This is a genomic window from Streptomyces sp. BE20 (assembly GCF_036322525.1).
GTDB lineage: Bacteria > Actinomycetota > Actinomycetes > Streptomycetales > Streptomycetaceae > Kitasatospora.
In genome coordinates, this window is record NZ_JAQYWW010001119.1 from 78,341 (window position 1) to 100,168 (window position 21,828).

Genomic DNA, 21,828 nt, shown 5'->3' on the forward strand with positions numbered 1-21,828 from the left:
TCGCTCCCGAGCCGGGCGGCCACGGTGCCGGCCCGGGAGGGGGCCGGCGCGGACCGTCCGGGTGCGTCGGGGCAGCCTCACTGCTGAACGTTCCGTCCGAGGGCGATCAGCGCGTTGGTGTTGCCGCTCGTGTGGCCGGTCCCCAGCTCGGTCGAGATCAGCTCGGTCTCGTTCTCGTCCAGGTGGTTGGCCCTGCCCCAGGCGCCGGCCATCTCCTGGCTCTCGGTCAGCGAGGCGAAGTGCGCCCGGGAGTTCGCGGTGTTGCCCGCGTCCTGGGCGTCCTTCCTGACGTCCTCCACCCAGCCGCTGATCCCCGCGTCGACGAAGGCGCCGGCGACGCCCCCGACCTCGGGGACGAACCCGGTCACGGTGCCGCTCACCGAGGAGGCGAACCCGCCGGCCTTCTCGGCCCACTCCATCCGGTCGTCCTTCGCGTCCAGGACGATGTCCGACCGGATGGCGTCGAACGCCCCGAGCGCCGTCCCGATGTTGCGTGCCGGCCCCTGCCGCTCCGCCGGTCCGGCCTGCGGATCGGGCGGGACGGCGGCCAGGGCCACGGCGGCCTCGGCCCGTTCGGCGTTGTAGAGCGTGGCGTACGCCTCCGGCTCCTCGGAGGCACCGCGCATGACCCGGACGAGGTGGTCGGCGCTGCCGCCGAGGTGGCCCTCGCCGTCCTGTTCCCACGCGCCGGTGCGGTGCGCGCCGGTGTGGTGCTGACCGAGGACCGGGTGGGTGTCGGCCACGTAGTCGGACAGGGCGTTGGCCAGCGGCACGCGAAGGTCCTCGTGGACCTCGGCGCCCCTGCCGTCCGCGTCCAGCGCGTCGACGACGCCCTGCATGACCCGTGCCTGCGCCGGGGTGTGCGGGCCTCCGCGGTGGCTGCCCCCGCCGGGGACGTCGCCGGTGGCGGCGGCCTCCAGGGCGGCGGCGAGGCCGGCCTGGTGGGTGCCCCTGTCCTGGATCGGCGGGCCGACGAGGGCGGTGGTGCAGGAGGTGGGCCAGTCGCGCTCGCGCAGCAGGTACCTGAGGCGGTCCTCGGCCCCGGGCGCCCTCGGGTCGAGGAACCGGGTGGCGGCCTCGGGGCTCCGGCCCATCAGCCCGAGCACGCCGTCCACCGGGTCGTGCACCAGGTCGGGGCGGGGGCCGTTGAACTGGTGGACCCTCCAGTGGTTGCCCCTGCGGTCGGCCGCGAGGACGTCGGTGCCGAGGTCGTCGAGGAACTGCGCGCCGTACCCGGCGGTGCCGTTCCGGAGCAGGGTGACGAGAGCCTGGTAGCCGTGGACCGGCGCCGGACCGCCGCCGAGGTGGCGGTCGTCGATGTTCCTGACGCCTGCTTCCCGCAGGCCCTCGCGGAACTCCCGGTAGAACGTGGACCCGGTGTCGCGGGTGGCGCCGGCGACGGTGTCGGCCAGGTTGGCCCGCAACCCGCCGTACTCGCCCTTGAGCCTGCCGCTCCGGTCGTTGATCCGCACGTCCAGTTCGTCGGCGAGCAGCAGGGTGCCCTCGGCGCCGAGCGCGCCGAGCAGGGTCCGGCTGTACACGGGGTTGCCGGAGCCGGCCTTCATCAGGTTGTCGAGCTCGGCGAGCTCCTCCGGGCCGAGGGTCCTGCCGTCCTTGAGCTTCCGGGCGAGCGAGGCGGCACGCCTGCCGTCGGCCTCGTCCCCGCCGCCGACCGCCTGGCCGTTGAACTCGTTCACCAGGTCGCCGACCCTGGCGGCGCGCCGGAGTCCGCGGGCGGCCCGGGAGTCGGCGGCGGTCGCCTCCTCCAGGTAGGTCTTGATCTTCTGCGCCCAGGCGACGGCCGCTCGGTCACGCTCGCGCCGGTAGTCGGGCTCGTGGCGGTAGGCGGACCTGCCCCCCTCGTCGAGCGTGGTGACGTCGAACACGACGGCGCCGGTGCCGGTCACCTTCATGCCGTCGGCCTGGGCGTCCGCGACGGTCCGCCTGAGTTTCTGCTGCGCCGACCCGAAGTCGTCGTGCGCGTCGCCGATGATCGAGGCGACGGCCTCGGCCTCGGTCTGCGCGTCGAGGGTCTGCTGCCGGGTGTGGCCGACGTGCCGGTGGGCGGTGAGCGCGGTGTAGCCGAGCCAGAGGCCCTGGTTGCCGGTGACGGAGAGCACCTCGTTCTCCAGCCGGTGCTGGACGAGCCGGTACCTGCGGGCCATCTCGGTCCAGTCGGCGGCGGCCTTGGCCATGGCGGAGAGGTCCGCCTCCACGACGTCCTCGAAGCCGAGCACGGTCAAGCCTTTCCGGTGAACGAGGTGGCGATGCCGTGCTCGACGTCCAGGTAGTTGGTGTGGGTCTGGCGCATCATCCCGGCCTCCTGGTTGAGCCGGCCGTTCAGCTGGGACACCTGCTCGTGCCACTCCCGGAGTGCTCCGCGCAACGCGGCGGCGGTGTCCCATCCGCTCAGCCCCGCCGCGGCCGCTCCGGTCGCCTCGTCGGCGGTCCTCCCGGCCGCGGTGCTGTCGCCGGCGATGCCGTCGAGCGCGGTGGCCGCCCGGTCGATCGCCGCCGTGGACACCTTCGTCGGCGTTCCGCCGCCCGGGCCCTGGCCCTGGCCCGACTTCAGGTCCGGATCCGCCATCGCTGCTCCCCGTCGTGCCCGCACCCGGGTCGCAACCCGGCCGTCTACGAAGTGTGACGGGACGTTAGCACGCCGAAACCCCCCCTCCCGCCGGGTTCGCGGGCCGTTCCGGGGGCGTTCCGGCCGGGGTCCGTGCGGGTCAGGGCCGGCCGTCGGTGCAGGTGCCGATGGCGCGGCCGGCCTCGTGGGAGGCGCGCCGGGGGTCGCGGGCGCGGATGGCGTCGACGATCTTGTCGTGGCCGAGGTAGCGCTCGGCGATGAGCTCGGGGCCGACGTCGTGGCGCAGGTGGGCGCGGGTGACCTCGCCGAGGTCGGCGTAGACGGCGGCGAGGACGTCGTTGTGCGCGGCGGCGACGACGGCCTGGTGGAAGGCGGCGTCGGCCTGGATGAAGTCCTCGGCGTCGCCGGAGCGCCAGGCGTCCTCGCGGCGCGCCAGGGCGGCGTCGAGGAGGGCGAGGTCGCGGTCGGTGCGGCGGTCGGCGGCGAGGCCGGCGGCGGAGGTCTCCAGGGTGACGCGCAGTTCCGCGACGTGGGCCTGGTCGGCGTCGGCGAAGCGGCGGTGCATGACGCCGGCCAGTTCGCTGGTGGCGAGGACGTAGGTGCCGGAGCCCTGGCGGATGTCGAGCAACCCGTTGTGGGCGAGGGCGCGGACGGCCTCGCGGACGGTGTTCCGCGCCACACCCAGCTGTTCGACGAGGGCGGCCTCGGTGGGGATGCGGGAGCCGACGGGCCACTCGCCGGAGGTGATCTGGGCGCGCAGCTGGGCGATCACCTGGTCGGACAGCGGGGTGCGCCTCGGCGAGGACAGCGCCACGGGGGACTCCTTGGGGTCGAGTGGGTCGGGCCATCATGCCAACTCAAGGATGCGCTAATTCATCCCATCATTCTATGATGGCCGGCATGTCGTCCGCAGCAGACACCGCAGCCTCGCCCGATACCGATACCGATACCGACACTGGTGCCGGTACCGGGACCCGACCGCAGACCGAGCGGCCCGCCCCGCCCCGCCGCAGCCACCTCGGCTGGCTGTTCGCCGTCGCGATCGCCGCCGCGGCCTTCAACCTCCGCCCGGTGGTCACCAGCCTCGGGCCGCTGCTCGACCAGGTCCGGGCCGACCTCGGGATGAACCCCACCGTGGCCGGGCTGCTCACCGCCGTGCCCTCGCTCTGCTTCGCCCTCTTCGGTTTCGCCGCGCCCGGCCTCGCGCGCCGGCTCGGCCCGATCGCGGTGGTCACGGCCGGGCTCGGGGCGATCACCGCAGGCGTGCTGGCCCGTTCCTTCGCCGGTGGCACGGCCGTCTTCCTGCTGCTCACCGCGCTGGCGCTGGCCGGTGTCGCGGTCGCCAACGTGCTGATCCCGGTGGTGATCAAGCGGTACTTCCCGGAGAAGGTCGGGCCGATGATCGGCCTGTACTCGATGGCACTGTCGGCCGGCACCGCGCTCGCCGCCGCCGTCACCGTGCCGCTGACCGGCGCGCTCGGCGGGGACTGGCGGTTCGGCCTGGGTGTCTGGGCCGCGCTCGGTGCGGTCGCCCTGCTGCTCTGGCTGCCCGTCCTGCTGTCCCGGCGGCGCGAGAACGGTGGGCAGGCCAACGGCCGGGGGGCCGGGAAGCTGCCGATCACCCGCAGCCGGACCGCGTGGGCGCTGGCCTGCTTCTTCGGCTTCCAGGCCACCGGCGCGTACGTGGTGATGGGCTGGCTGCCGAAGATCTTCCAGGACGCCGGCGTCTCCGAGGGCACGTCGGGCGTGCTGCTGGCGCTGACCATGGTGATCGGCGTGCCGGTCTCCTTCGTCCTGCCCAACCTGGCCGCCCGCCGGGGCGACCAGCGGCTCTTCGTGGTGGTCCTGGCCTCCTGCGGCATCGCCGGGTACTCCGGGCTCGCACTGGCCCCGTCCACCGCGCCGTGGGCGTGGGCGATCCTGGTGGGCCTCTCCAACTGCGCGTTCCCGCTGGTGCTGACCATGATCGGCCTGCGCGCCCGGACGGCCGGCGGCGTGGCCCAGCTCTCGGCCTTCGCCCAGGGCGTCGGCTACCTGATCTCGATCCCGGGGCCGATCCTGATCGGCCGCCTCTACGAGGCCACCGGCGAGTGGTACCTCCCGCTGGGCTTCCTGGCGGTGCTGCTGGTGCCGCAGATGCTGTTCGGCCTGCGGGCGGCGCGGGCCCGGTACATCGAGGACGAGGCGGTCCTGCCGGTGGCGGCGGCCGGGGCCTGAGGCCGCGCCGCGCGGCCGGGACGGGACGGGCGCGGGCCCCGGTCCGATCCCGGTCCGGCCCCGTCACCGGCCCGGGGCCGGTGACGGGCGGGGACGGCCGGGGTGGGAGAATCCGGGCATGCCCGTACTCGACCCGAACCCCACCGACGGCCACAAGAAGCTGGGCCAGCTCGCCGCCGCGATCGGCGGCATCGTCGTGCTCCTGGTGATCGTGGCGATCATCGCCCGGAACCTGGGCTGAACCCCGCACCCGCGTCCGGGTGAACACGCAGGACGGTACTCCCACTCCGGAGAGTGGTGGCATCGGGCAGCACCGCGCTCCCGGGCGGCTTTTCTGCCAAGCTTGCTGGGTATGAGCGCCGACACGCCCCGCAGGATCATCGTTCTCCGCCACGCCAAGGCCGACTGGCCGAACGGCGTCGACGACCACGAGCGGCCGCTGGCCGATCGGGGCCGACACCAGGCACCGGAGGCCGGACGCTGGCTCGCCGACTCCGCCCTCAACCCCGACTACGTGCTCTGCTCCACCGCCCTGCGCACCCGTGAGACGTGGAAGCTCGCCGCCCACGAGCTGCCCAAGCGCTCCCGCAAGACGGTGTACGAGGACCGGGTGTACGAGGCCAGCCCCGGCGAGATCATCGCCGTCCTCCAGGAGACCCCGGACGACCACGCCGACCTCGTCCTGGTCGGCCACAACCCGGGTGTGCTCGGTCTGACCCAGGTCCTGGCCGGCGACGAGGGGGACCGCGAAGCGCTGGAGCGGCTGCGGCTCGGGGGCTTCCCCACCGCGGGCGTCGCGGTGCTCAGCTTCAGCGGTTCGTGGAAGAACGTCGAGCCGGGCGTCGCCGCACTGGTCTCGTACTTCACGCCGCAGGAGTGAGCCGGGACGCCGGTGCGGACGCGCGACGGACACGCGGCGGACGCGCACGGCGGACGAACAGCTGATGCGTCGCTGATGCACGGTCGACGCACAAGGGGGCGCGCGGATCTGGTCCGCGCGCCCCTCGTCGTCCTCCGCGCCGGGTACGGGCTACTCGGCCGGCTGGCCGTCCAGCACGTCGGCCGCCTCGACCTCCTCGCGGGTGATCCCGAGCAGGTACAGCACGGTGTCCAGGAACGGCACGTTCACCGCGGTGTCCGCGGCCTCCCGCACCACCGGCTTGGCGTTGAACGCCACGCCCAGCCCGGCCGCGTTCAGCATGTCCAGGTCGTTGGCGCCGTCGCCGATCGCCACCGTCTGCTCCAGCGGCACCTTGGCCTGCTCGGCGAACCTGGCCAGCCAGCGCGCCTTGCCCGCCCGGTCGACGATGTCGCCCACCACCCGGCCGGTGAACTTGCCGTCCTTCTCCTCCAGGGTGTTGGCCGCCGCGTAGTCCAGCCCCAGCTGCTCCACCAGGTGGTCGGTGACCTGGGTGAACCCGCCGGAGACCACCGCGACCTGGTAGCCCAGCCGCTGAAGCGTCCGGATCAGCGTGCGCGCCCCCGGCGTGAACCGGACCTCCGCGCGCACCTTCTCCGTCACCCCGGCGTCCAGGCCGGCCAGGAGCGCCACGCGGGCGCGCAGCGACTCCGCGAAGTCCAGCTCGCCGCGCATCGCCGCCGCGGTCACCTCGGCGACCTCCTGCTCGCAGCCCGCGTGGGCGGCGAACAGCTCGATCACCTCGTCCTGGATCAGGGTCGAGTCGACGTCCATGACCACCAGCCGCTTGGCCCGCCGCTCCAGCCCGGACGCCACCACCGCGACGTCCACCCGCTGGGTGGCCGCCTCCTGCGCCAGCTCGGCGCGCAGCCGGTCGGTGGCCACACCCGAGACGGTCAGCTCGACGGCGGTCACCGGGTACTTGGCGAGCCGGAAGACACGGTCGATGTTGCCGTCGGCGGCGGTGATCCGGGAGGTGAGCGCGGCGACGGCGGAGGCGGTCAGCGGGTGGCCGAGGACGGTGACGTGCGAGCGGCCCTCGCGGCGCGGCCGGTTGTCGCCGATGCCGGAGAGGATCTCGGCCTGGAGCTTCTGCTCCTCGGCCCAGCGGTGCACGACGGACCGCAGCCCGCCCTCGGCGCCGGGCGCGCCGGGAGGAGTGACCAGGGCGCAGAGCGTTATCCGGCCACGGGTCACCACCTGCTCGATGTCGATGACGTCGACGCCGAACCCGGCCAGGGTGGCGAAGAGGCCGGCGGTGATGCCGGGGCGGTCCTTGCCGAACACCTTGACGAGCAGGGTGCGCTCGTCCTCGGTCCGGGGCTGCGGGGCGGGGAACGGCTCTGCGGCCAAGGGCGATGCGTTCATGGTGTCTCCCACGCTACCCGCCGCCCGACGGGGCCACGGCACCCGTCCGCGTCGTGGACGCACCGGGACGCACCGGGCGACGCCGGGCGCGCGCCCGTGGACATGCGGTGGACGTGCCGCGTGCGCGCCGCGTACGCGCCGTGGACGCACGGTTCGGGGGCCGTCCGCGAATCGTTGCCGCCTGGTCACAGTCACCGGGGGTGACTTTCACGGACGACCGGGGGGCTGGAATGATTCCCCCGTCAGATTGACGATCATTTCGCCCCGGGACGGGGCGCACCATCGGGGGAACCGAGAGAGCGGGGCAGGCGAGCAGTGCCGCAACTCGTCATCGAGATCAACGGACAGCAGCGGACTCTGGAGCCCGGGCGGTCCTACACCATCGGTCGCAACCCGCAGTCGGACTTCCCGTTCGACGACGCGCGGGTGTCGTGGCACCACGCCACCATCTCCTTCAACGGGGCCGGCTGGCAGCTGGACGACCACGGGAGCACCAACGGGACCTACACCGCCGGCGCCCGCACCATGCAGGCCCAGCTCTTCCCGGGAGCCGTGGTCAACCTCGGCAACGCCGAGAACGGCCCCCGGCTCTCCTTCTCCGCGCCGGCCCAGGCCGCCGCCCAGGCCCCGGCCTGGCACGAGGCCGCCACCAGCCGCAGCGCCGCACCGGAGGCCCACGCCGCCCAGCAGCAGGCGCAGCAGCCGTGGGCCCAGCAGCCCCCGGCGGCCCAGCAGCCGTACCCGCAGCAGGCCCAGCAGGCCCAGCCCCAGTGGCCGGGTCAGCAGCAGCCGTTCCCGCAGCAGCAGGCGCAGCAGCCGTACCCGCCGCAGCAGGGCTTCCCGCACCAGCAGGGGTTCCCGCAGCAGGGCGCCGCGCCGCACGAGGGCCCCGGCGGCCCGCAGCCGACGGTCATCCGCAACCTGACCGCCGGCATGAACACCATCCGGATCGGCCGCGCGCTCGACAACGACATCGTCGTCTCCGACCTCCAGGTCTCCCGCCACCACGCCGAACTGCGCCAGCTGCCCGACGGCCGGTACGAGATCGTCGACCTCGGCAGCCACAACGGCATCTTCCTCAACGGCCAGCGGGTCGAGCGCCAGCTCATCGGCCCGCAGGACCGCCTGACCGTCGGCCACTCCAGCTTCGTCCTGGTCGGGGACCAGCTCCAGGAGTTCGTCGACACCGGCGCGGTCTCCTTCTCCGCCCGCCACCTGACCGTCGAGGTCGACTTCAAGGGCGGCAAGAAGGTCCTGCTCAACGACGTCAGCTTCGGCGTCCCGGAGAAGTCCCTGGTCGCCGTCATCGGCCCGTCCGGCTCCGGCAAGTCGACCCTGCTGCGCGCCCTCACCGGCTACCGCCCGGCCGACCGCGGCGACGTCCTCTACGACGGCCGCAACCTCTACAAGCAGTTCGCCGAGCTGCGTTCGCGCATCGGCCTGGTGCCGCAGTCGGAGATCCTGCACAAGGAACTGACCGTCCGCAACGGCCTCAAGTACGCGGCCCGGCTTCGCTTCCCCGGTGACACCGAGGCGCGCGAGCGCGAGGCGCGGATCGACGAGGTGCTCTACGAGCTGCGCCTGGACAAGCGCGCGGACAACCGGATCACGGCGCTCTCCGGCGGTCAGCAGAAGCGCGTCTCGGTCGCCCTGGAGCTGCTCACCAAGCCGTCGCTGATCTTCCTGGACGAGCCCACCTCGGGCCTCGACCCGGGCATGGACCGCGAGGTCATGCAGATGCTGCGCGGCCTCGCCGACGACGGCCGCACCATCCTGGTCGTCACCCACTCGGTGGCCGAACTCGCGCTCTGCGACCGGCTGCTGGTGATGGCGCCGGGCGGTTCGGTGGCCTACTTCGGCCCGCCGGACGAGGCGCTGCACTTCTTCGGGTACGAGACCTGGGCCGACGTCTTCCAGGCCTTCGAGAACTACCCGGACCACGACTGGGCCGGCCGTTACCGCGGTTCGGTGCACTACCAGCAGTACTCGGCCGACGTGGAATCCGGTGCCGTGCAGTCCGCCCAGATCGTGCAGGAGGCGGTCCGCCCGCCGAAGCCGCAGAGCTGGGGCTCGCAGCTGTGGACGCTGATCCGCCGCTACGCCTCGGTGCTCGCCTCCGACCGCGGCTTCCTGGCCCTGTCGGTGCTGCTGCCCGCGGTGCTCGGCGCGGTCAGCGTGCTGATCCCGAACGAACCCGGCCTCGCCCCGAACCCGAAGTCGCAGCTCGGCCTCAACAGCGGCGCGGCGACGATCATGCTGATCCTGGCGATCGGGGCGTGCTTCTCCGGGGCGGCCAACTCGGTCCGCGAGCTGATCAAGGAACGGGCGATCTACGAACGGGAACGGGCCACCGGGCTCTCCCGCTCGGCGTACATGATGTCCAAGATCATCGTGCTGGGGTTCTTCAGCGTGATCCAGGGCGCGATCATCTCCGCCGTCGGCTTCCTGCCGCGCAAGCTGCCCGAGCACGGCCTGGTCTTCAAGGACCTGCCCATCATCGAGATGAGCTTCGGCCTCATCCTGCTGAGCTTCGCCTCGATGATGTTCGGCCTGGCGATCTCGGCCCTGGTCAAGACCGCCGAGAAGACCATGCCGCTGCTGGTCATGTTCGCGATCATCCAGGTCGTCTTCACCGGCTGCCTCTTCCAGATCTTCTCCAAGCCCGGCCTGGAGCAGTTCGCCTGGCTGATGCCCGCCCGCTGGGGCACCGGCATGGTCGCTACCACGCTCGACCTCTCGCACCTGCTCGGCCCCTGGAACAAGGACTTCCAGAACCCCGAGTACGACGCGCTCTGGGGCCACAACTCGGGCCAGTTCTGGTTCGACGCCGGCGTGCTGATCGCGATGTCGGTCGTCATCGGCGTCATCGTGACCCGCCTCCAGCGCCGGCACGAGCCCGAGGTCATGCAGAAGGGCTGACCCCTTCACGTTCCGCCGAGGGGCGGCCCACCCGACCGGGGTGGGCCGCCCCTCGGCGTTCCCGGGCCGTTCCCGGGCCGTTTCAGGGCAGTGCCCGGGCACGACCGCGCCGTGCGACCTAGGTCTCCGGACCCGGGCCCCGCCCTGCCGGGGACCGACGCGACCGCCGTGCGGGCGGCGGTAGGTTGGCCGTATGCCCCCCGTGCCCAGCAACCACCGGCACGCCGGCCTGCTGCCCGTCGACCGCATCCCGGTCGGCCCGCCGCCGGACGGCTCCCTGCCCGCCTGTGAACCGTGCCTCGCCGGCATCGAGGCCGTCAGCCAGGCCCTCCTCGGGATGAGCCGCCACCTGGAGGTCCGCGAGGTCCTGCGCCGGATCACCGCCTCCGCCCGTCGCCTGCTCGGCGCCGAGTACGCGGCCCTCGGCGTCCCCGACGACCACGGCGGCTTCGCCCAGTTCGTCGTCGACGGCGTCACCGACGAGCAGTGGAAGGCCATCGGCCCGCTGCCCCGCCAGCACGGCGTCCTCGCCGCGATGCTCCACGAGAGCGGCCCGGTCCGGCTCGCCGACGTCCGGCAGGCCCCCTCCTTCGGCGGCTGGCCCTCCGCCCACCCCGAGCTCGGCGCCTTCCTCGGCATGCCCATCGTCGACACCGACCACGCCGACGACGAGCCCGAGGTCCTCGGCGTCATCTACCTCGCCAACAAGCAGGGCGGCGGCGGCTTCACCGACCACGACGAGGAACTCCTGCGGATACTCGCCGCCCACGCGGCCCTCGCCCTCTACAACGCCCGCCTGTACGAGCGCAGCCGCGAGCTCACCCTCGCCGGCGAACGCGCCCGGATCGCCCACGACCTGCACGACGCCGTCTCGCAGAAGCTGTTCTCGCTGCGCCTCACCGCCAAGGCCGCCGCCAAGCTCGTCGACCGCGACCCCGTCCGCGCCCGCGCCGAACTCGCCGAGGTCGGCCGGCTCGCCGCGGAGGCCGCCGACGAACTGCGCGCCGTCGTCGTCGAGCTGCGCCCCGCGGCCCTGGAGGAGGACGGCCTCAGCGCCACCCTCGCCTCCCAGGTACAGGTCCTCGACCGCGCCCACGGCGCCGACATCGCCTTCGCCGCCGACGGCGTGCGCGCCCTGCCGGCGGCCCAGGAGGCGGCCATGCTGCGGGTCGCCCAGGAGGCCCTGCACAACGCGCTGCGCCACTCCGAGGCCCGCCGCGTCACCGTCACCCTGGCCGGCACGCCCGGTCGCGGCGCCGTGCTGCGGGTCAGCGACAACGGCCGGGGCTTCGACCCCGACTCCGTGCGCCGGGCCGGCCGCCACCTCGGCCTGGCCTCGATGCGCGACCGCGCCGCCGCCGTCGGCGGCCGGCTCACCCTGGACTCGGCCCCCGGCAGGGGGACGGTCGTCGAGATGGAGGTCCCCGGTGCCTGACACCGTGTCCGCGATCCGGGTCCTGCTGGTCGACGACCACCAGGTGGTCCGCCGGGGCCTGCGCACCTTCCTGGAGGTGCAGGACGACATCGAGGTGGTCGGCGAGGCCGCCGACGGCGCGGAGGGCGTCGACCGGGCCCGCGCGCTCGACCCGGACGTCGTGCTGATGGACCTCAAGATGCCGGGCGTGGACGGCATCGAGGCGCTGCGCACGCTCAAGGAGGAGGGCAGCCGGGCCCGGATCCTGATCGTCACCAGCTTCACCGAGCACCGCACGATGGTTCCCGCCCTGCGGGCCGGCGCCGCCGGGTACGTCTACAAGGACGTCGACCCGGAGGCGCTGGCCGGTGCGATCCGCTCGGTCCACGCGGGCCACGTGCTGCTCCAGCCGGAGCTGGCCGAGGCCCTGCTCGCCGACGACGGCCCGCGTGCCCCGCAGGGCCGCGGCGGCACCCTCACCGAGCGCGAGCGCGAGGTGCTCGGGCACATCGCGGACGGCCGCTCCAACCGGGAGATCGCGCGCAGCCTGCACCTGTCCGAGAAGACGGTGAAGACGCACGTCTCCAACATCCTGATGAAGCTGGACCTCGCCGACCGCACCCAGGCCGCGCTCTGGGCCGTCCGGCACGGTGAGTCCCGGCCGTAGACCCGCGGGCCGAAGCCCGGGCCGGCCGGCCGACCCGACCGATTCCGGCCGATCTCGGCGGACGTCGGCGGGGTCGGCCCCGGGGAGGCCCGCCGGGGCCGCACCGCTCCCGGGCCCGCACCGCTCCTAGGGGCGCTCGTCCACCAGCGCGTTGTACGCCGCCACCTGCGCACGGCGGGCGGTCCGCCAGAGCGGCGCCAGCACCGCCTGCCGGGCCGCGATCTCGGAGGCGCTGACCGCCGCGCCGTGGCTGCCGGAGGCGATCGACAACAACGCCGCGACCTGGCGCGCGGACTCCAGCACCCGGACGGCGCGCGGCGGGTAACCCGGTGCGAGCAGCTCGGCGTGCCCGCGCCGGCGGTACGCCTCCAGCGCCCGCAGCGCCTCCGGCCCCGCTCCGGCCACGTCCAGCCGGGTCAGCAGCAGCGTCGCCTGGCGCAGCCCGTCGGTCAGCTCGAACTCGGCCTCGTGCAGCGACGGCACGTCGGCCGGCGGGGCGTCGTTCACGTCGAGGCAGCGCCAGAGCACGGTCGCCGAGCGGTCCCCGGGCGGGCCGAACACCTCGACCTCGGGCACCAGCCCCAGTGGCACCCCGACGGCCAGCACCGCCTCGCCGGCGGCCAGCGCGCTCGCGTTGAACGGGGCCGGTCCGGTCAGGCCCAGCGGGTGCCCGGCCGACGGCAGCGCCAGCCGCAGCCCCTTCACACCGAGGACGCGCAGCCGGCCCAGGGCCCAGGTGAGCCCGTGCCGCTCGCCCGGGCCGTCCCCGGGCAGACCGGCCACCCGGTGGCTCTCGTCGCCCCCCAGGACCGCCGCGGCGGCGTTGTCGGGCGGCACCAGACCGGCCAGCAGGGCGTTGCCCCAGGCGGCCAGCCGTCCCGAACGGGGCTCTTCGTACGGATTGTCGGCAGGAGTCGCGAGCATCCGGCCAGCCTACGGAATCGGCGGTCATCCGCGTGGCGTAGGTTTGCCCATGCGCGTGCGGCGCACCCACTCCGTGCCCACCGGCCGCCGGAGTAGGCTGCCCGCCCGCACCGACGGCCGTATTTCTGTTTTGGGGAAGGCGTAGGTCATGAGCGACGTGCTGGAGCTGGTGGACGTATCCGTGGTCCGGGAGGAGCGCGCGCTGGTCGACCAGGTCTCGTGGTCCATCTCCGAGGGCGAGCGCTGGGTCATCCTCGGCCCGAACGGCGCCGGCAAGACCACCCTGTTGCAGATCGCCTCCACGTACCTCTTCCCGACCTCCGGCAAGGTCACCGTGCTCGGCGAGAAGCTCGGCGAGGTCGACGTCTTCGAGCTGCGCTCCCGGGTCGGCCTGGCCGGCGCCGCCATGTTCGACAAGCTGCCCGCCGAGCAGACCGTGCTGCAGACCGTCCTCACCGCCGCCTACGGCATGACGGTCAGCTGGCGGGAGACCTACGAGCAGTCCGACGAGTCCCGGGCGCTGGCCCTGCTCGACCGCCTCGGCATGTCCGCCCTGACCGGCCGCAAGTTCGGCACCCTCTCCGAGGGCGAGCGCAAGCGCACCCTGATCGCCCGCGCCCTGATGACCGACCCCGAGCTGCTGCTGCTGGACGAGCCCGCCGCCGGCCTCGACCTCGGCGGCCGGGAGGACCTCGTCCGCCGCCTCGGGGCCCTGGCCCAGGACGAGTTCGCGCCGGCCATGGCCATGGTCACCCACCACGTCGAGGAGATCGCCCCGGGCTTCACCCACGTGCTGATGATCCGCCAGGGCAAGGTGCTCACCGCCGGGCCGATCGACACCGAGCTGACCGCGCGCAACCTGTCCAGGTGCTTCGGCCTGCCGCTCATGCTGGAGCGGCACGGCGACCGCTGGTCCGCCCAGGGCCTGCCGCTCGGCTGACCGGCGGCGGTCGGCGGCGTCCGGGAAGGGCCGGCGAACGGCGGTTTCCCGGGGCCGGGCCGGGGCCGCCCCGGGGAGGCACCGGGGAGGCACCGGACCCACTGAACTCCACTGAACTGGAACCGGTCGCACGTGCGACCGGTTTCCGCCCCTCCACCTGCGGGAACTGACCGCCTGGTAGGCCCTTCCCTCCCTAGGATGGACACGTGGACAGCTGGATCTGGTGGCTTCTGGTCGCCGTCGGCCTCGGTATACCGCTGGTGATCACGGTGATGCCGGAGTTCGCCATGTTCGCCGTCGGCGCGCTCGTCGCGGCCGGCGTGGCCGGTCTGGGCGCCGACCCGGTCTGGCAGGTACTGGCCTTCGTCGCGGCCACGGTCGCGCAGCTGGTCGTCGTCCGCCCCATCGCGTACCGGGCGCTGCGGAAGGGCCCGCAGATCAGAATGGGCATCGAGGCGCTGAAGGGCGCCACCGCGGTCGTCGCGGAAAGGGTCGACGGGGAGGGCGGACGGATCAAGCTCAACGGTGAGATCTGGTCGGCCCGCGCGCTCCACCCCGAGCAGGTCTACCAGCCGGGGCAGCAGGTCGACGTCGTCGAAATCCAGGGCGCGACCGCCCTGGTCGTCTAGGGGAGAGTCCGTGGAACCCGTCCTTATCGTCCTGGTCGTCCTGGTCGTGGTGGCCTTCATCGCGCTGATCAAGACGATTCAGGTCATCCCGCAGGCCAGCGCCGCGATCGTGGAGCGCTTCGGCCGCTACACCCGGACGCTCAACGCGGGGCTGAACATCGTCGTCCCGTTCATCGACCGCGTCCGCAACCGGATCGACCTGCGTGAGCAGGTCGTGCCGTTCCCGCCGCAGCCGGTGATCACCCAGGACAACCTGGTGGTCAACATCGACACGGTGATCTATTACCAGGTCACCGACGCCCGCGCGGCCACCTACGAGGTCGCCAGCTACATCCAGGCCATCGAGCAGCTCACCGTCACCACGCTGCGCAACATCATCGGCTCCATGGACCTGGAGTCCACCCTCACCTCGCGCGAGGTCATCAACGCCGGCCTGCGCGGGGTGCTGGACGAGGCCACCGGCAAGTGGGGCATCCGCGTCAACCGCGTCGAGCTGAAGGCGATCGAGCCGCCGACCTCCATCCAGGACTCGATGGAGAAGCAGATGCGTGCCGAGCGAGACAAGCGCGCCGCGATCCTCACCGCCGAGGGCAACCGGCAGTCCCAGATCCTGCGCGCCGAGGGTGAGAAGCAGGCCGAGGTGCTCAAGGCCGAGGGTGAGGCCCAGGCCGCGGTGCTGCGCGCCGACGGTGAGGCTGCCGCCATCCGGACCGTCTTCGAGGCGATCCACGAGGGCGACGCCGACCAGAAGCTGCTCGCCTACCAGTACCTGCAGACGCTGCCCGAGCTGGCCAAGGGCGACGCCAACAAGCTCTGGATCATCCCGAGCGAGATCGGCGACGCGCTCAAGGGCATCGGCGGCGCGTTCACCGGTGCGTCCGGCCTCGGCGGCGGTGCCAACGGCGCCGCGGTCGCCGCCCCGAGTGCCCCGGCCGCGCCGCCGGCCGCCACCCAGGTGCCGCTCGACCCGGCGGCCGGTCCGCGCCCGCTGGACACCGACACCAAGGGCTCCGCCCGGCCCCGGATCGACCCGCTCCGCGAGTACCGCAAGAGCGACCCGGAGTGATCCTCCGCCCCCGGCCCCGGTGGCCGGGGGACCGCCCGAGGCCCGAGGGCCCGCCTCCCGTACCGCACGGGGCGGGCCCTCGGGCGTTTTCCGCGAGGGTGTGTCGAACATCCCGAATCGTGGGCGAGGCTGGATCGCCCACCCCGTGGTCCGGCATGATCGCCGCGGACGGGACAGGACCAGCGCGGGAGGTGGCTCATGACGACCTGGGAGGCGATCGCCGTCCTGGTGGCAGGTGTCGGTGCCGGAATGATCAATGTGATCGTCGGTTCGGGAACCCTGATCACCTTCCCCGTCCTGCTCGCCGTCGGGCTCCCCCCGGTCACCGCCAACGTCTCCAACTCCTTCGGTCTGGTCCCCGGCTCGCTCAGCGGCGTGATCGGCTACCGCCGGGAGCTGGCGGGCCAGGGCCGCCGGCTCGCCCGCTTCGGCACGGCCTCCCTGCTCGGCGGCGTACTCGGCGCCTACCTGCTGATCGAGCTGCCCAGCAGCGCCTTCGACGCGATCGTCCCGGTCCTGATCCTGCTCGCCCTGGTCCTGGTGATCGTCCAGCCCCGGGTGGCCAAGGCCGTCGCCGCCCGCCGCCGGCCCGACGGCGACCCGCACGGCGGCCCGCTGCTGCTCGTCGGCATCTTCCTCACCGGCATCTACGGCGGCTACTTCGGTGCCGCCCAGGGCGTCCTGCTGCTGGCCCTGATGGGGATGATGCTCCAGGAGGACCTGCAGCGGATCAACGGGGTGAAGAACGCCCTGGCGATGATCGTCAACGGCGTCGCCGCCCTGTTCTTCCTCTTCACGTCGACCGTGAACTGGGCGGCCGCCGGACTGATCGCGGTCGGCTCGCTCGTCGGCGGCCTGGTCGGCGCCAAGGTCGGCCGGAAGCTGCCGCCGCAGGCCCTGCGCGCCGTGATCGTCGTCGTCGGCCTCGCGGCCGTCGTCAAACTGCTCGCGACCTAGAACCGGGAAGGACCCCGATGGCCCTGGAGATGCGGGAGATCTGCGAGCGCTGCGAGGTGTCGCTGACACCGGACGGCCCGGCCTCTATATGTTCCTACGAGTGCACCTTCTGTCCGGCGTGCACCGAGGCGACGGCCGCCGCCTGCCCCAACTGCGGCGGCGAACTGGTGCCCCGTCCGCGCCGGCGGAGCTGACACCCCTTTTCTCCTTCTGGTTCTGGTGATGGGAGCGGGCCGATGAGCCGAGCACGGCTGACCGAGGACGAGATCGAGGCCGGACTGGCCGGCCTGCCGGACTGGTCGCGCGACGGGGACTCCCTGGTCCGCACCGCCGAGGCGCCCGACTTCCCGGCCGGGATCCGGGCCGTGACCGCCGTCGCCGAGGCCGCCGAGGCGATGGACCACCACCCCGACATCGACATCCGCTGGCGCACGCTGCGCTTCGCCCTCTCCACCCACAGCGCCGGCGGGCTCACCGCCCTCGACCTCGCCCTCGCGGCCCGGATCGACACCATCCTGCGGACGGAGTCCGCCCGCTAGCGCGCGCGAAGCCCGGTCCCGTCCTGCCCGGTCCTGCCCCTTCCGCTGCCCCGGCCGGCGGTCCGATGCCCCTGTGGGCACACCGGAACCGTCCGCTCCGGGGCCGTGAGATGCTGACTGCCGTAGTACAGGCGGTCGGGAGGGACGGAACGGATGGCTCAGGACCCCCTCGGTGACGGTCGGCCGCAGCAGTACCAGGACCAGTGGCAGACGCAGCACGCGCCGCAGGAGTGGCCCGCCGGGCACGGCGAGTACGCCGACCAGAGCCGGCCTGGCGAGCCCGGGTACGCGTACGGTCCCGGCACGCAGCACCCGGAACAGGGGTACGGCGAGGCCGCCTACGGGCAGGGCGGGTACGTCGAGGGGCCCTACGGCCAGTACGACCAGAGCCAGTACGACCAGAACCGGCCGTACCAGCCCTATCAGCAGTACCAGCCGTACTACCAGTACCCCGACCACGAGCAGCAGTACGCCCCGTACGCCGTCCCGCAGCAGCCGCAGCCGGCGGGGGAGGAGCTGTACGCGCCCGTCGGTGCCGAGTACTCCGCCGACGGCTACGTGCACGTGGAACCCGATCGCGAACCGGAACCGGAGCCCGATCCCGAGCCGGCCCCCGACGCCGACCCGGAGGCGGAGCGGCCGGTACCGGCTGCCGGTCCCGCCGCCGCGTCGCCCACCCGGACCGGCCTCGCGGCCAGGGCCCGGGCCGCCACCGGCGCCGTCGTCTCAGCCGAGCACGCGCCGAGCAGGCGGGCCCTGGCCGTCCGGACCGGAGCCGGGGTCGCCGCGCTCGGCGTCCTGGTCGCGGCCGGACTGACGGTCGGCTCGGAGGGCGGCGGCCGCGCGTCCGCCGGCGCCGCCGCCGGCGGGGAGCCGGGGTTCACCGTCGCCCATGCCAAGACGTGGTCCGCCCGGTCCGGGTCCGACCGGCCGGTCGGTGACGACACCCTGGTCGGCAGCTGGCTGCTCGCCGACTCGGTGGTGCGCGCCGACGCGACCGGCGTGCACGCGTACGACCTGGAGGCCGGCACGCCCGTCTGGTCGGTCGAGCCGCCCGCCGCGGGTGCGGTGCCCTGCGGGCTCTCCCCGGACGTCAACGCGGCGGGCGTGGGAGCGGTGCTGTTCCGGGCCCAGGCCGACCCGAAGAGCCCCTGCGCCCTGGTGACCGCCGTCGACACCAAGGCCGGGAAGACCGCCTGGACCAAGACGCTCTCCGAGGCCAAGGGCCCCTACAACTCCCGGATCGGCGTCACCGAGGACAAGGTGATAGCCGTCGGCGACGACCACGTCGTCGCGTGGGAGTCGGCCGACGGCAAGGACGTCTGGCAGTACACCGGGCAGGGCAAGTTCTGCACGCTGTCCGGTGGCGTGGCCGGCCGGACCGTCCTGGTGGCCAGCTCCTGCGCCGACTCCACTCCCGTCGACCAGGCCGTCGCGCTGAACACCGTCGACGGCACGGTCGCCTGGTGGCGCGGCCTGAACAACCGGCCGAGGACGGCGACGGTGCTCTCCGCCGAGCCGGCTGTCGTCCTCACCACCGGGGAGAAGCCCGAGGACGACCGGGTGTTCGCCTGGGGCCAGGCCGGCGACCCGGCGGTCGAGATCCCGGTCGCCGACGCCGGGGGCCGGCTGGAGGTCGCCCACGGCGCGTTCTCGGCCACCCCGGGGGTGTACTTCCGGGACCGCACCATGGTCACCACCGTCACACCGGTGCCGAACGGCGGCGGTCGGGCCGCGGTGGTCGGCTACGACCTGGACAGCGGCAAGCAGCGCTGGAGGACGGTCGCCTCCGGCAAGGGCGCGGCCAGGGCGGTCGGCATCGACGGCGGCGCGCTGGTGCTCGCCTTCGACGAACGCCTGGACCAGCCCGCGCACCTCAGCCGCTTCGCCCTGGACGGCGGCCGGGAGACGGTCGGCGGCAACTTCCCGCCGGGGACGGGCTCCCTGCTGGTCTCCGGCCGGGTGCTGATCGGCGGCGGCCGGGTCGTCGCCGTCCCCGAGCACTCCACCAACTTCGGCACCGCGACCGGATACCAGGCCAAGGGCTGACCGGGCCGTTCGGTTCGCCCGCCCGGCCAGCCCGCCCGGCCAGCTCACCCGCCCGGCCCGACCGCTCGTGCGTGGCGCGCTCGGGCCGGGCTCCGGGCTCAGGCCGCGGAGTGCACGGTGGCCGGGGCGACCTGGGCGGGCAGCCAGTCGGCCAGCTCCCGGACGTCCGAGCCACGCAGCCCCAGCGCCATCATCAGGGTGGCCTGCGGCGTCGGCACGAACGGCTTGCGCAGCAGCTTCATCCCCGCCTGCTCGGGCGTCCTGGCGGCCTTCCGCTGGTTGTCCTCGGCGCAGGCGGCCACGGTGTTCAGCCAACTGTCCTCACCGCCCCGCGACTTGGGGTGCAGGTGGTCCACGGTGGTGGCCCGCCGCCCGCAGTAGGCGCACAGGTACTGGTCCCGGACGAGCACCCCACGCCGTGACCACGGAGCCTGTTGTCGGAACGGCACCCGGACGTACCGCTGGAGTCTGATCACCCGGGGTACCGGCACGGAGACCCCCGTCCCGCGGATGGTGCGCAGGGGATGCGCCTGTTCCACCACGGCCTTGTCCTGGAGCACCAGGACCACGGCGCGCTGGAGCGACACCGTCGTCAGCGGCTCGTAGCTTGCGTTCAGAACCAGCGTGCTGCGCACCTCGGCCACCCTTCTCAACGGGCGTGCCACGGCGGCACGACCGTCTCTACACACGTCACTGCCGCCGCACGGCGGTGGGACCACTGTGAAGGGGCTCAAGGCAGTCGAACAACGGAATTTCCGGTGGCGGTGCGGGGCCGGGCCCTTCCGGGGCCGTTCCCGCGAAGCCCGAGGCGGGAGCGTGTTCATGTCGGTCCGGGCGAAACTCGCTGGCCCCGACCGCGTAGGCTCTACCACGCTGGAGCCGTCCTGCACCGGGGCCCGACCGGACCGGGCCCACACCGGGCGGACGCCCGACCGAAGGAGAAGCGTGACCGTGACGGACATCGTCGACGAGCTGCGGTGGCGTGGGCTGATCGCCCTGTCCACCGACGAGGACGCACTGCGCAAGGCGTTCGCGGACGGCCCGGTCACGTTCTATTGCGGCTTCGACCCGACGGCCCCCAGCCTGCACCTCGGCAACCTGGTGCAGATCCTCACCATGCGCCGCATCCAGCAGGCGGGGAACCTCCCGCTGGGCCTGGTCGGCGGTGCCACCGGCCTGATCGGCGACCCGAAGCCCACCGCCGAGCGCGTGCTCAACGACCCCGAGACGGTGGCCGGCTGGGTGGAGCGCCTGCGTGGCCAGATCTCGCGCTTCCTCGACTTCGAGGGCCCGTACGCGGCGCGCATGGTCAACAACCTCGACTGGACCTCCGGGATGTCCGCGATCAGCCTGCTGCGCGACGTGGGCAAGTACTTCCGGGTCAACAACATGATCGCCAAGGAGGCCGTCTCCCGGCGGCTCAACTCCGACGCGGGTATCAGCTACACCGAGTTCAGCTACCAGATCCTCCAGGGCATGGACTACCTGGAGCTGAACCGCCGCTACGGCTGTGCGTTGCAGACCGGCGGCAGCGACCAGTGGGGCAACCTCACCGCAGGCACGGACCTGATCCGCAAGGCCGACGGCAAGTCGGTGCACGCGCTGGCCACGCCGCTGATCGTCAAGGCGGACGGCACCAAGTTCGGCAAGACGGAGTCCGGCACGGTCTGGCTCGACCCGGAGCTGACCACTCCGTACGCCTTCTACCAGTTCTGGCTGAACGCGGACGACCGGGACGTCTCCAACTTCCTGCGGATCTTCAGCTTCCGCTCGAAGGAGGAGGTCGAGGAACTGGAGCGCGAGACTAGCGAGCGCCCCGCCGCCCGCCTCGCCCAGCGCGCGCTCGCCGAGGAGCTGACCACCCTCGTCCACGGCGCCGAGCAGTACGAGCGCGCGGTGGCCGCGTCCAAGGCGCTGTTCGGCCAGGGCGACCTTGCCGACCTGGAGGCCCCGACCCTGGCGGCGGCACTGGCCGAGGTCCCGAAGGCCCAGGTCGGTGAGCTTCAGCAGATCGTCGACCTGCTGGTCGCCGTCGGTCTGGCGCCCAGCAGGTCGGCGGCCCGTCGGACGATCAAGGAAGGCGGCGCCTACCTCAACAACGTCAAGGTGACGGACGAGGAGGCGGTCCCGACCGAGGCCGATCTGCTGCACGGTCGGTGGCTGGTCCTGCGTCGGGGCAAGCGGAACCTGGCGGCGGCGGAGCTGACCGCTTCGTGACTGAATCTCGACGCCGCTGAGCTGCGGCTTCGACCATCGAGGGCGGGATCCAGCCGGATCCCGCCCTCGATGTTTGACGATGTCCTCCAGGTGGCCTAGTGTTGAACGAGTCGCTGGAGCGGCCACCCCACCCAGCAAGTCCCACCCCTACTCGAATCTCATTTCGATTGGGTCGGTCGGCTTTTCCGCCGGCCGAGGCGGGAGTGAATTTCGAGCAACACTCGGAATGCGCTAATGTGGAGGTCGCCGCAAAAAGCGGACCCGGCCAGTTCGGGAAATCGGATGAATGAAACTCCGGAAAACGGAGCGGAAAACGTCTGGTAAGCTGGAAACACGAAAGAACGAAGCGCCCGGAGGGCCGGTGTGAAAGCCGCCTGAAGGAAGTGTCCGTTCCTTGAGAACTCAACAGCGTGCCA

20 protein-coding genes are annotated in these 21,828 nt (G+C 73.0%); 14 read left to right on the forward strand and 6 right to left on the reverse strand.

Features of this window, described 5'->3' with window-relative positions:
• Positions 1-77: 77 nt before the first annotated feature.
• The 3 genes from PUR61_RS34350 to PUR61_RS34360 form a co-directional block, all read right to left on the reverse strand.
• Positions 78-2,237, reverse strand: a complete 2,160-nt coding sequence (locus PUR61_RS34350) for a DUF6571 family protein (RefSeq protein ID WP_329883445.1) — start codon at positions 2,235-2,237, stop codon at positions 78-80.
• A gap of 2 nt (positions 2,238-2,239) precedes the next feature.
• The gene (locus PUR61_RS34355) at positions 2,240-2,587 is read right to left on the reverse strand and encodes a WXG100 family type VII secretion target (protein ID WP_329883446.1); all 348 of its coding nucleotides are present in this window, start codon (positions 2,585-2,587) and stop codon (positions 2,240-2,242) included.
• A 139-nt stretch (positions 2,588-2,726) separates the two neighbouring features.
• On the reverse strand, positions 2,727-3,401 hold the full coding sequence (locus PUR61_RS34360; protein WP_329883447.1) for a FadR/GntR family transcriptional regulator: 675 nt from the start codon (positions 3,399-3,401) through the stop codon (positions 2,727-2,729).
• Positions 3,402-3,487: 86 nt separating this feature from the next.
• On the opposite strand from PUR61_RS34360, the gene PUR61_RS34365 reads away from it, so the two are divergent.
• The 3 genes from PUR61_RS34365 (at position 3,488) to PUR61_RS34375 (ending at position 5,684) form a co-directional block, all read left to right on the forward strand.
• Complete coding sequence (locus PUR61_RS34365) at positions 3,488-4,804, forward strand: CynX/NimT family MFS transporter (protein ID WP_329883448.1); 1,317 nt, start codon at positions 3,488-3,490, stop codon at positions 4,802-4,804.
• Between the two features lie 118 nt (positions 4,805-4,922).
• A complete protein-coding gene (locus tag PUR61_RS34370; protein ID WP_329883449.1) occupies positions 4,923-5,045 on the forward strand; it encodes an SGM_5486 family transporter-associated protein in 123 nt (40 codons plus the stop codon).
• Positions 5,046-5,156: 111 nt separating this feature from the next.
• Positions 5,157-5,684 carry a SixA phosphatase family protein gene (locus tag PUR61_RS34375; protein WP_329883450.1) on the forward strand — a complete coding sequence of 176 codons (528 nt, stop codon included), beginning with the start codon at positions 5,157-5,159 and terminating at the stop codon, positions 5,682-5,684.
• A 150-nt stretch (positions 5,685-5,834) separates the two neighbouring features.
• On the opposite strand, the gene serB is transcribed toward PUR61_RS34375, so the two are convergent.
• On the reverse strand, positions 5,835-7,091 hold the full coding sequence (serB, locus tag PUR61_RS34380) for a phosphoserine phosphatase SerB (RefSeq protein ID WP_329883451.1): 1,257 nt from the start codon (positions 7,089-7,091) through the stop codon (positions 5,835-5,837).
• Between the two features lie 315 nt (positions 7,092-7,406).
• Here serB and PUR61_RS34385 point away from each other — a divergent pair, with 315 nt between their 5' ends.
• From PUR61_RS34385 to PUR61_RS34395, 3 genes are all read left to right on the forward strand, one after another.
• Positions 7,407-10,010, forward strand: a complete 2,604-nt coding sequence (locus PUR61_RS34385; protein WP_329883452.1) for an FHA domain-containing protein — start codon at positions 7,407-7,409, stop codon at positions 10,008-10,010.
• Between the two features lie 337 nt (positions 10,011-10,347).
• Positions 10,348-11,445 carry a GAF domain-containing sensor histidine kinase gene (locus PUR61_RS34390; RefSeq protein ID WP_329883465.1) on the forward strand — a complete coding sequence of 366 codons (1,098 nt, stop codon included), beginning with the start codon at positions 10,348-10,350 and terminating at the stop codon, positions 11,443-11,445.
• The gene (locus PUR61_RS34395; protein WP_329883453.1) at positions 11,438-12,091 is read left to right on the forward strand and encodes a response regulator transcription factor; all 654 of its coding nucleotides are present in this window, start codon (positions 11,438-11,440) and stop codon (positions 12,089-12,091) included. The genes PUR61_RS34390 and PUR61_RS34395 overlap by 8 nt, the downstream gene beginning before the upstream one ends.
• A gap of 126 nt (positions 12,092-12,217) precedes the next feature.
• On the opposite strand, the gene PUR61_RS34400 is transcribed toward PUR61_RS34395, so the two are convergent.
• Complete coding sequence (locus tag PUR61_RS34400) at positions 12,218-13,015, reverse strand: hypothetical protein (protein WP_329883454.1); 798 nt, start codon at positions 13,013-13,015, stop codon at positions 12,218-12,220.
• 148 nt (positions 13,016-13,163) lie between these two features.
• Here PUR61_RS34400 and PUR61_RS34405 point away from each other — a divergent pair, with 148 nt between their 5' ends.
• The 7 genes from PUR61_RS34405 (at position 13,164) to PUR61_RS34435 (ending at position 19,195) form a co-directional block, all read left to right on the forward strand.
• Positions 13,164-13,955: an ABC transporter ATP-binding protein gene (locus PUR61_RS34405; protein ID WP_329883455.1), complete on the forward strand. Its 792-nt coding sequence runs from the start codon at positions 13,164-13,166 to the stop codon at positions 13,953-13,955.
• A gap of 206 nt (positions 13,956-14,161) precedes the next feature.
• Positions 14,162-14,584 carry an NfeD family protein gene (locus PUR61_RS34410; protein WP_329883456.1) on the forward strand — a complete coding sequence of 141 codons (423 nt, stop codon included), beginning with the start codon at positions 14,162-14,164 and terminating at the stop codon, positions 14,582-14,584.
• Positions 14,585-14,594: 10 nt separating this feature from the next.
• A complete protein-coding gene (locus PUR61_RS34415) occupies positions 14,595-15,650 on the forward strand; it encodes an SPFH domain-containing protein (protein WP_327682004.1) in 1,056 nt (351 codons plus the stop codon).
• 198 nt (positions 15,651-15,848) lie between these two features.
• A complete protein-coding gene (locus tag PUR61_RS34420; protein ID WP_329883457.1) occupies positions 15,849-16,607 on the forward strand; it encodes a sulfite exporter TauE/SafE family protein in 759 nt (252 codons plus the stop codon).
• Positions 16,608-16,624: 17 nt separating this feature from the next.
• On the forward strand, positions 16,625-16,801 hold the full coding sequence (locus PUR61_RS34425) for a DUF1272 domain-containing protein (RefSeq protein ID WP_329883458.1): 177 nt from the start codon (positions 16,625-16,627) through the stop codon (positions 16,799-16,801).
• A 42-nt stretch (positions 16,802-16,843) separates the two neighbouring features.
• A complete protein-coding gene (locus PUR61_RS34430; RefSeq protein WP_329883459.1) occupies positions 16,844-17,146 on the forward strand; it encodes a 4a-hydroxytetrahydrobiopterin dehydratase in 303 nt (100 codons plus the stop codon).
• Between the two features lie 153 nt (positions 17,147-17,299).
• On the forward strand, positions 17,300-19,195 hold the full coding sequence (locus PUR61_RS34435; protein WP_329883460.1) for an outer membrane protein assembly factor BamB family protein: 1,896 nt from the start codon (positions 17,300-17,302) through the stop codon (positions 19,193-19,195).
• 98 nt (positions 19,196-19,293) lie between these two features.
• Here PUR61_RS34435 and PUR61_RS34440 read toward each other — a convergent pair whose 3' ends face one another.
• On the reverse strand, positions 19,294-19,830 hold the full coding sequence (locus PUR61_RS34440) for an HNH endonuclease (protein WP_329883461.1): 537 nt from the start codon (positions 19,828-19,830) through the stop codon (positions 19,294-19,296).
• A 316-nt stretch (positions 19,831-20,146) separates the two neighbouring features.
• On the opposite strand from PUR61_RS34440, the gene tyrS reads away from it, so the two are divergent.
• A complete protein-coding gene (gene tyrS / locus PUR61_RS34445) occupies positions 20,147-21,412 on the forward strand; it encodes a tyrosine--tRNA ligase (RefSeq protein WP_329883466.1) in 1,266 nt (421 codons plus the stop codon).
• The last annotated feature ends 416 nt before the right edge of the window (positions 21,413-21,828 follow it).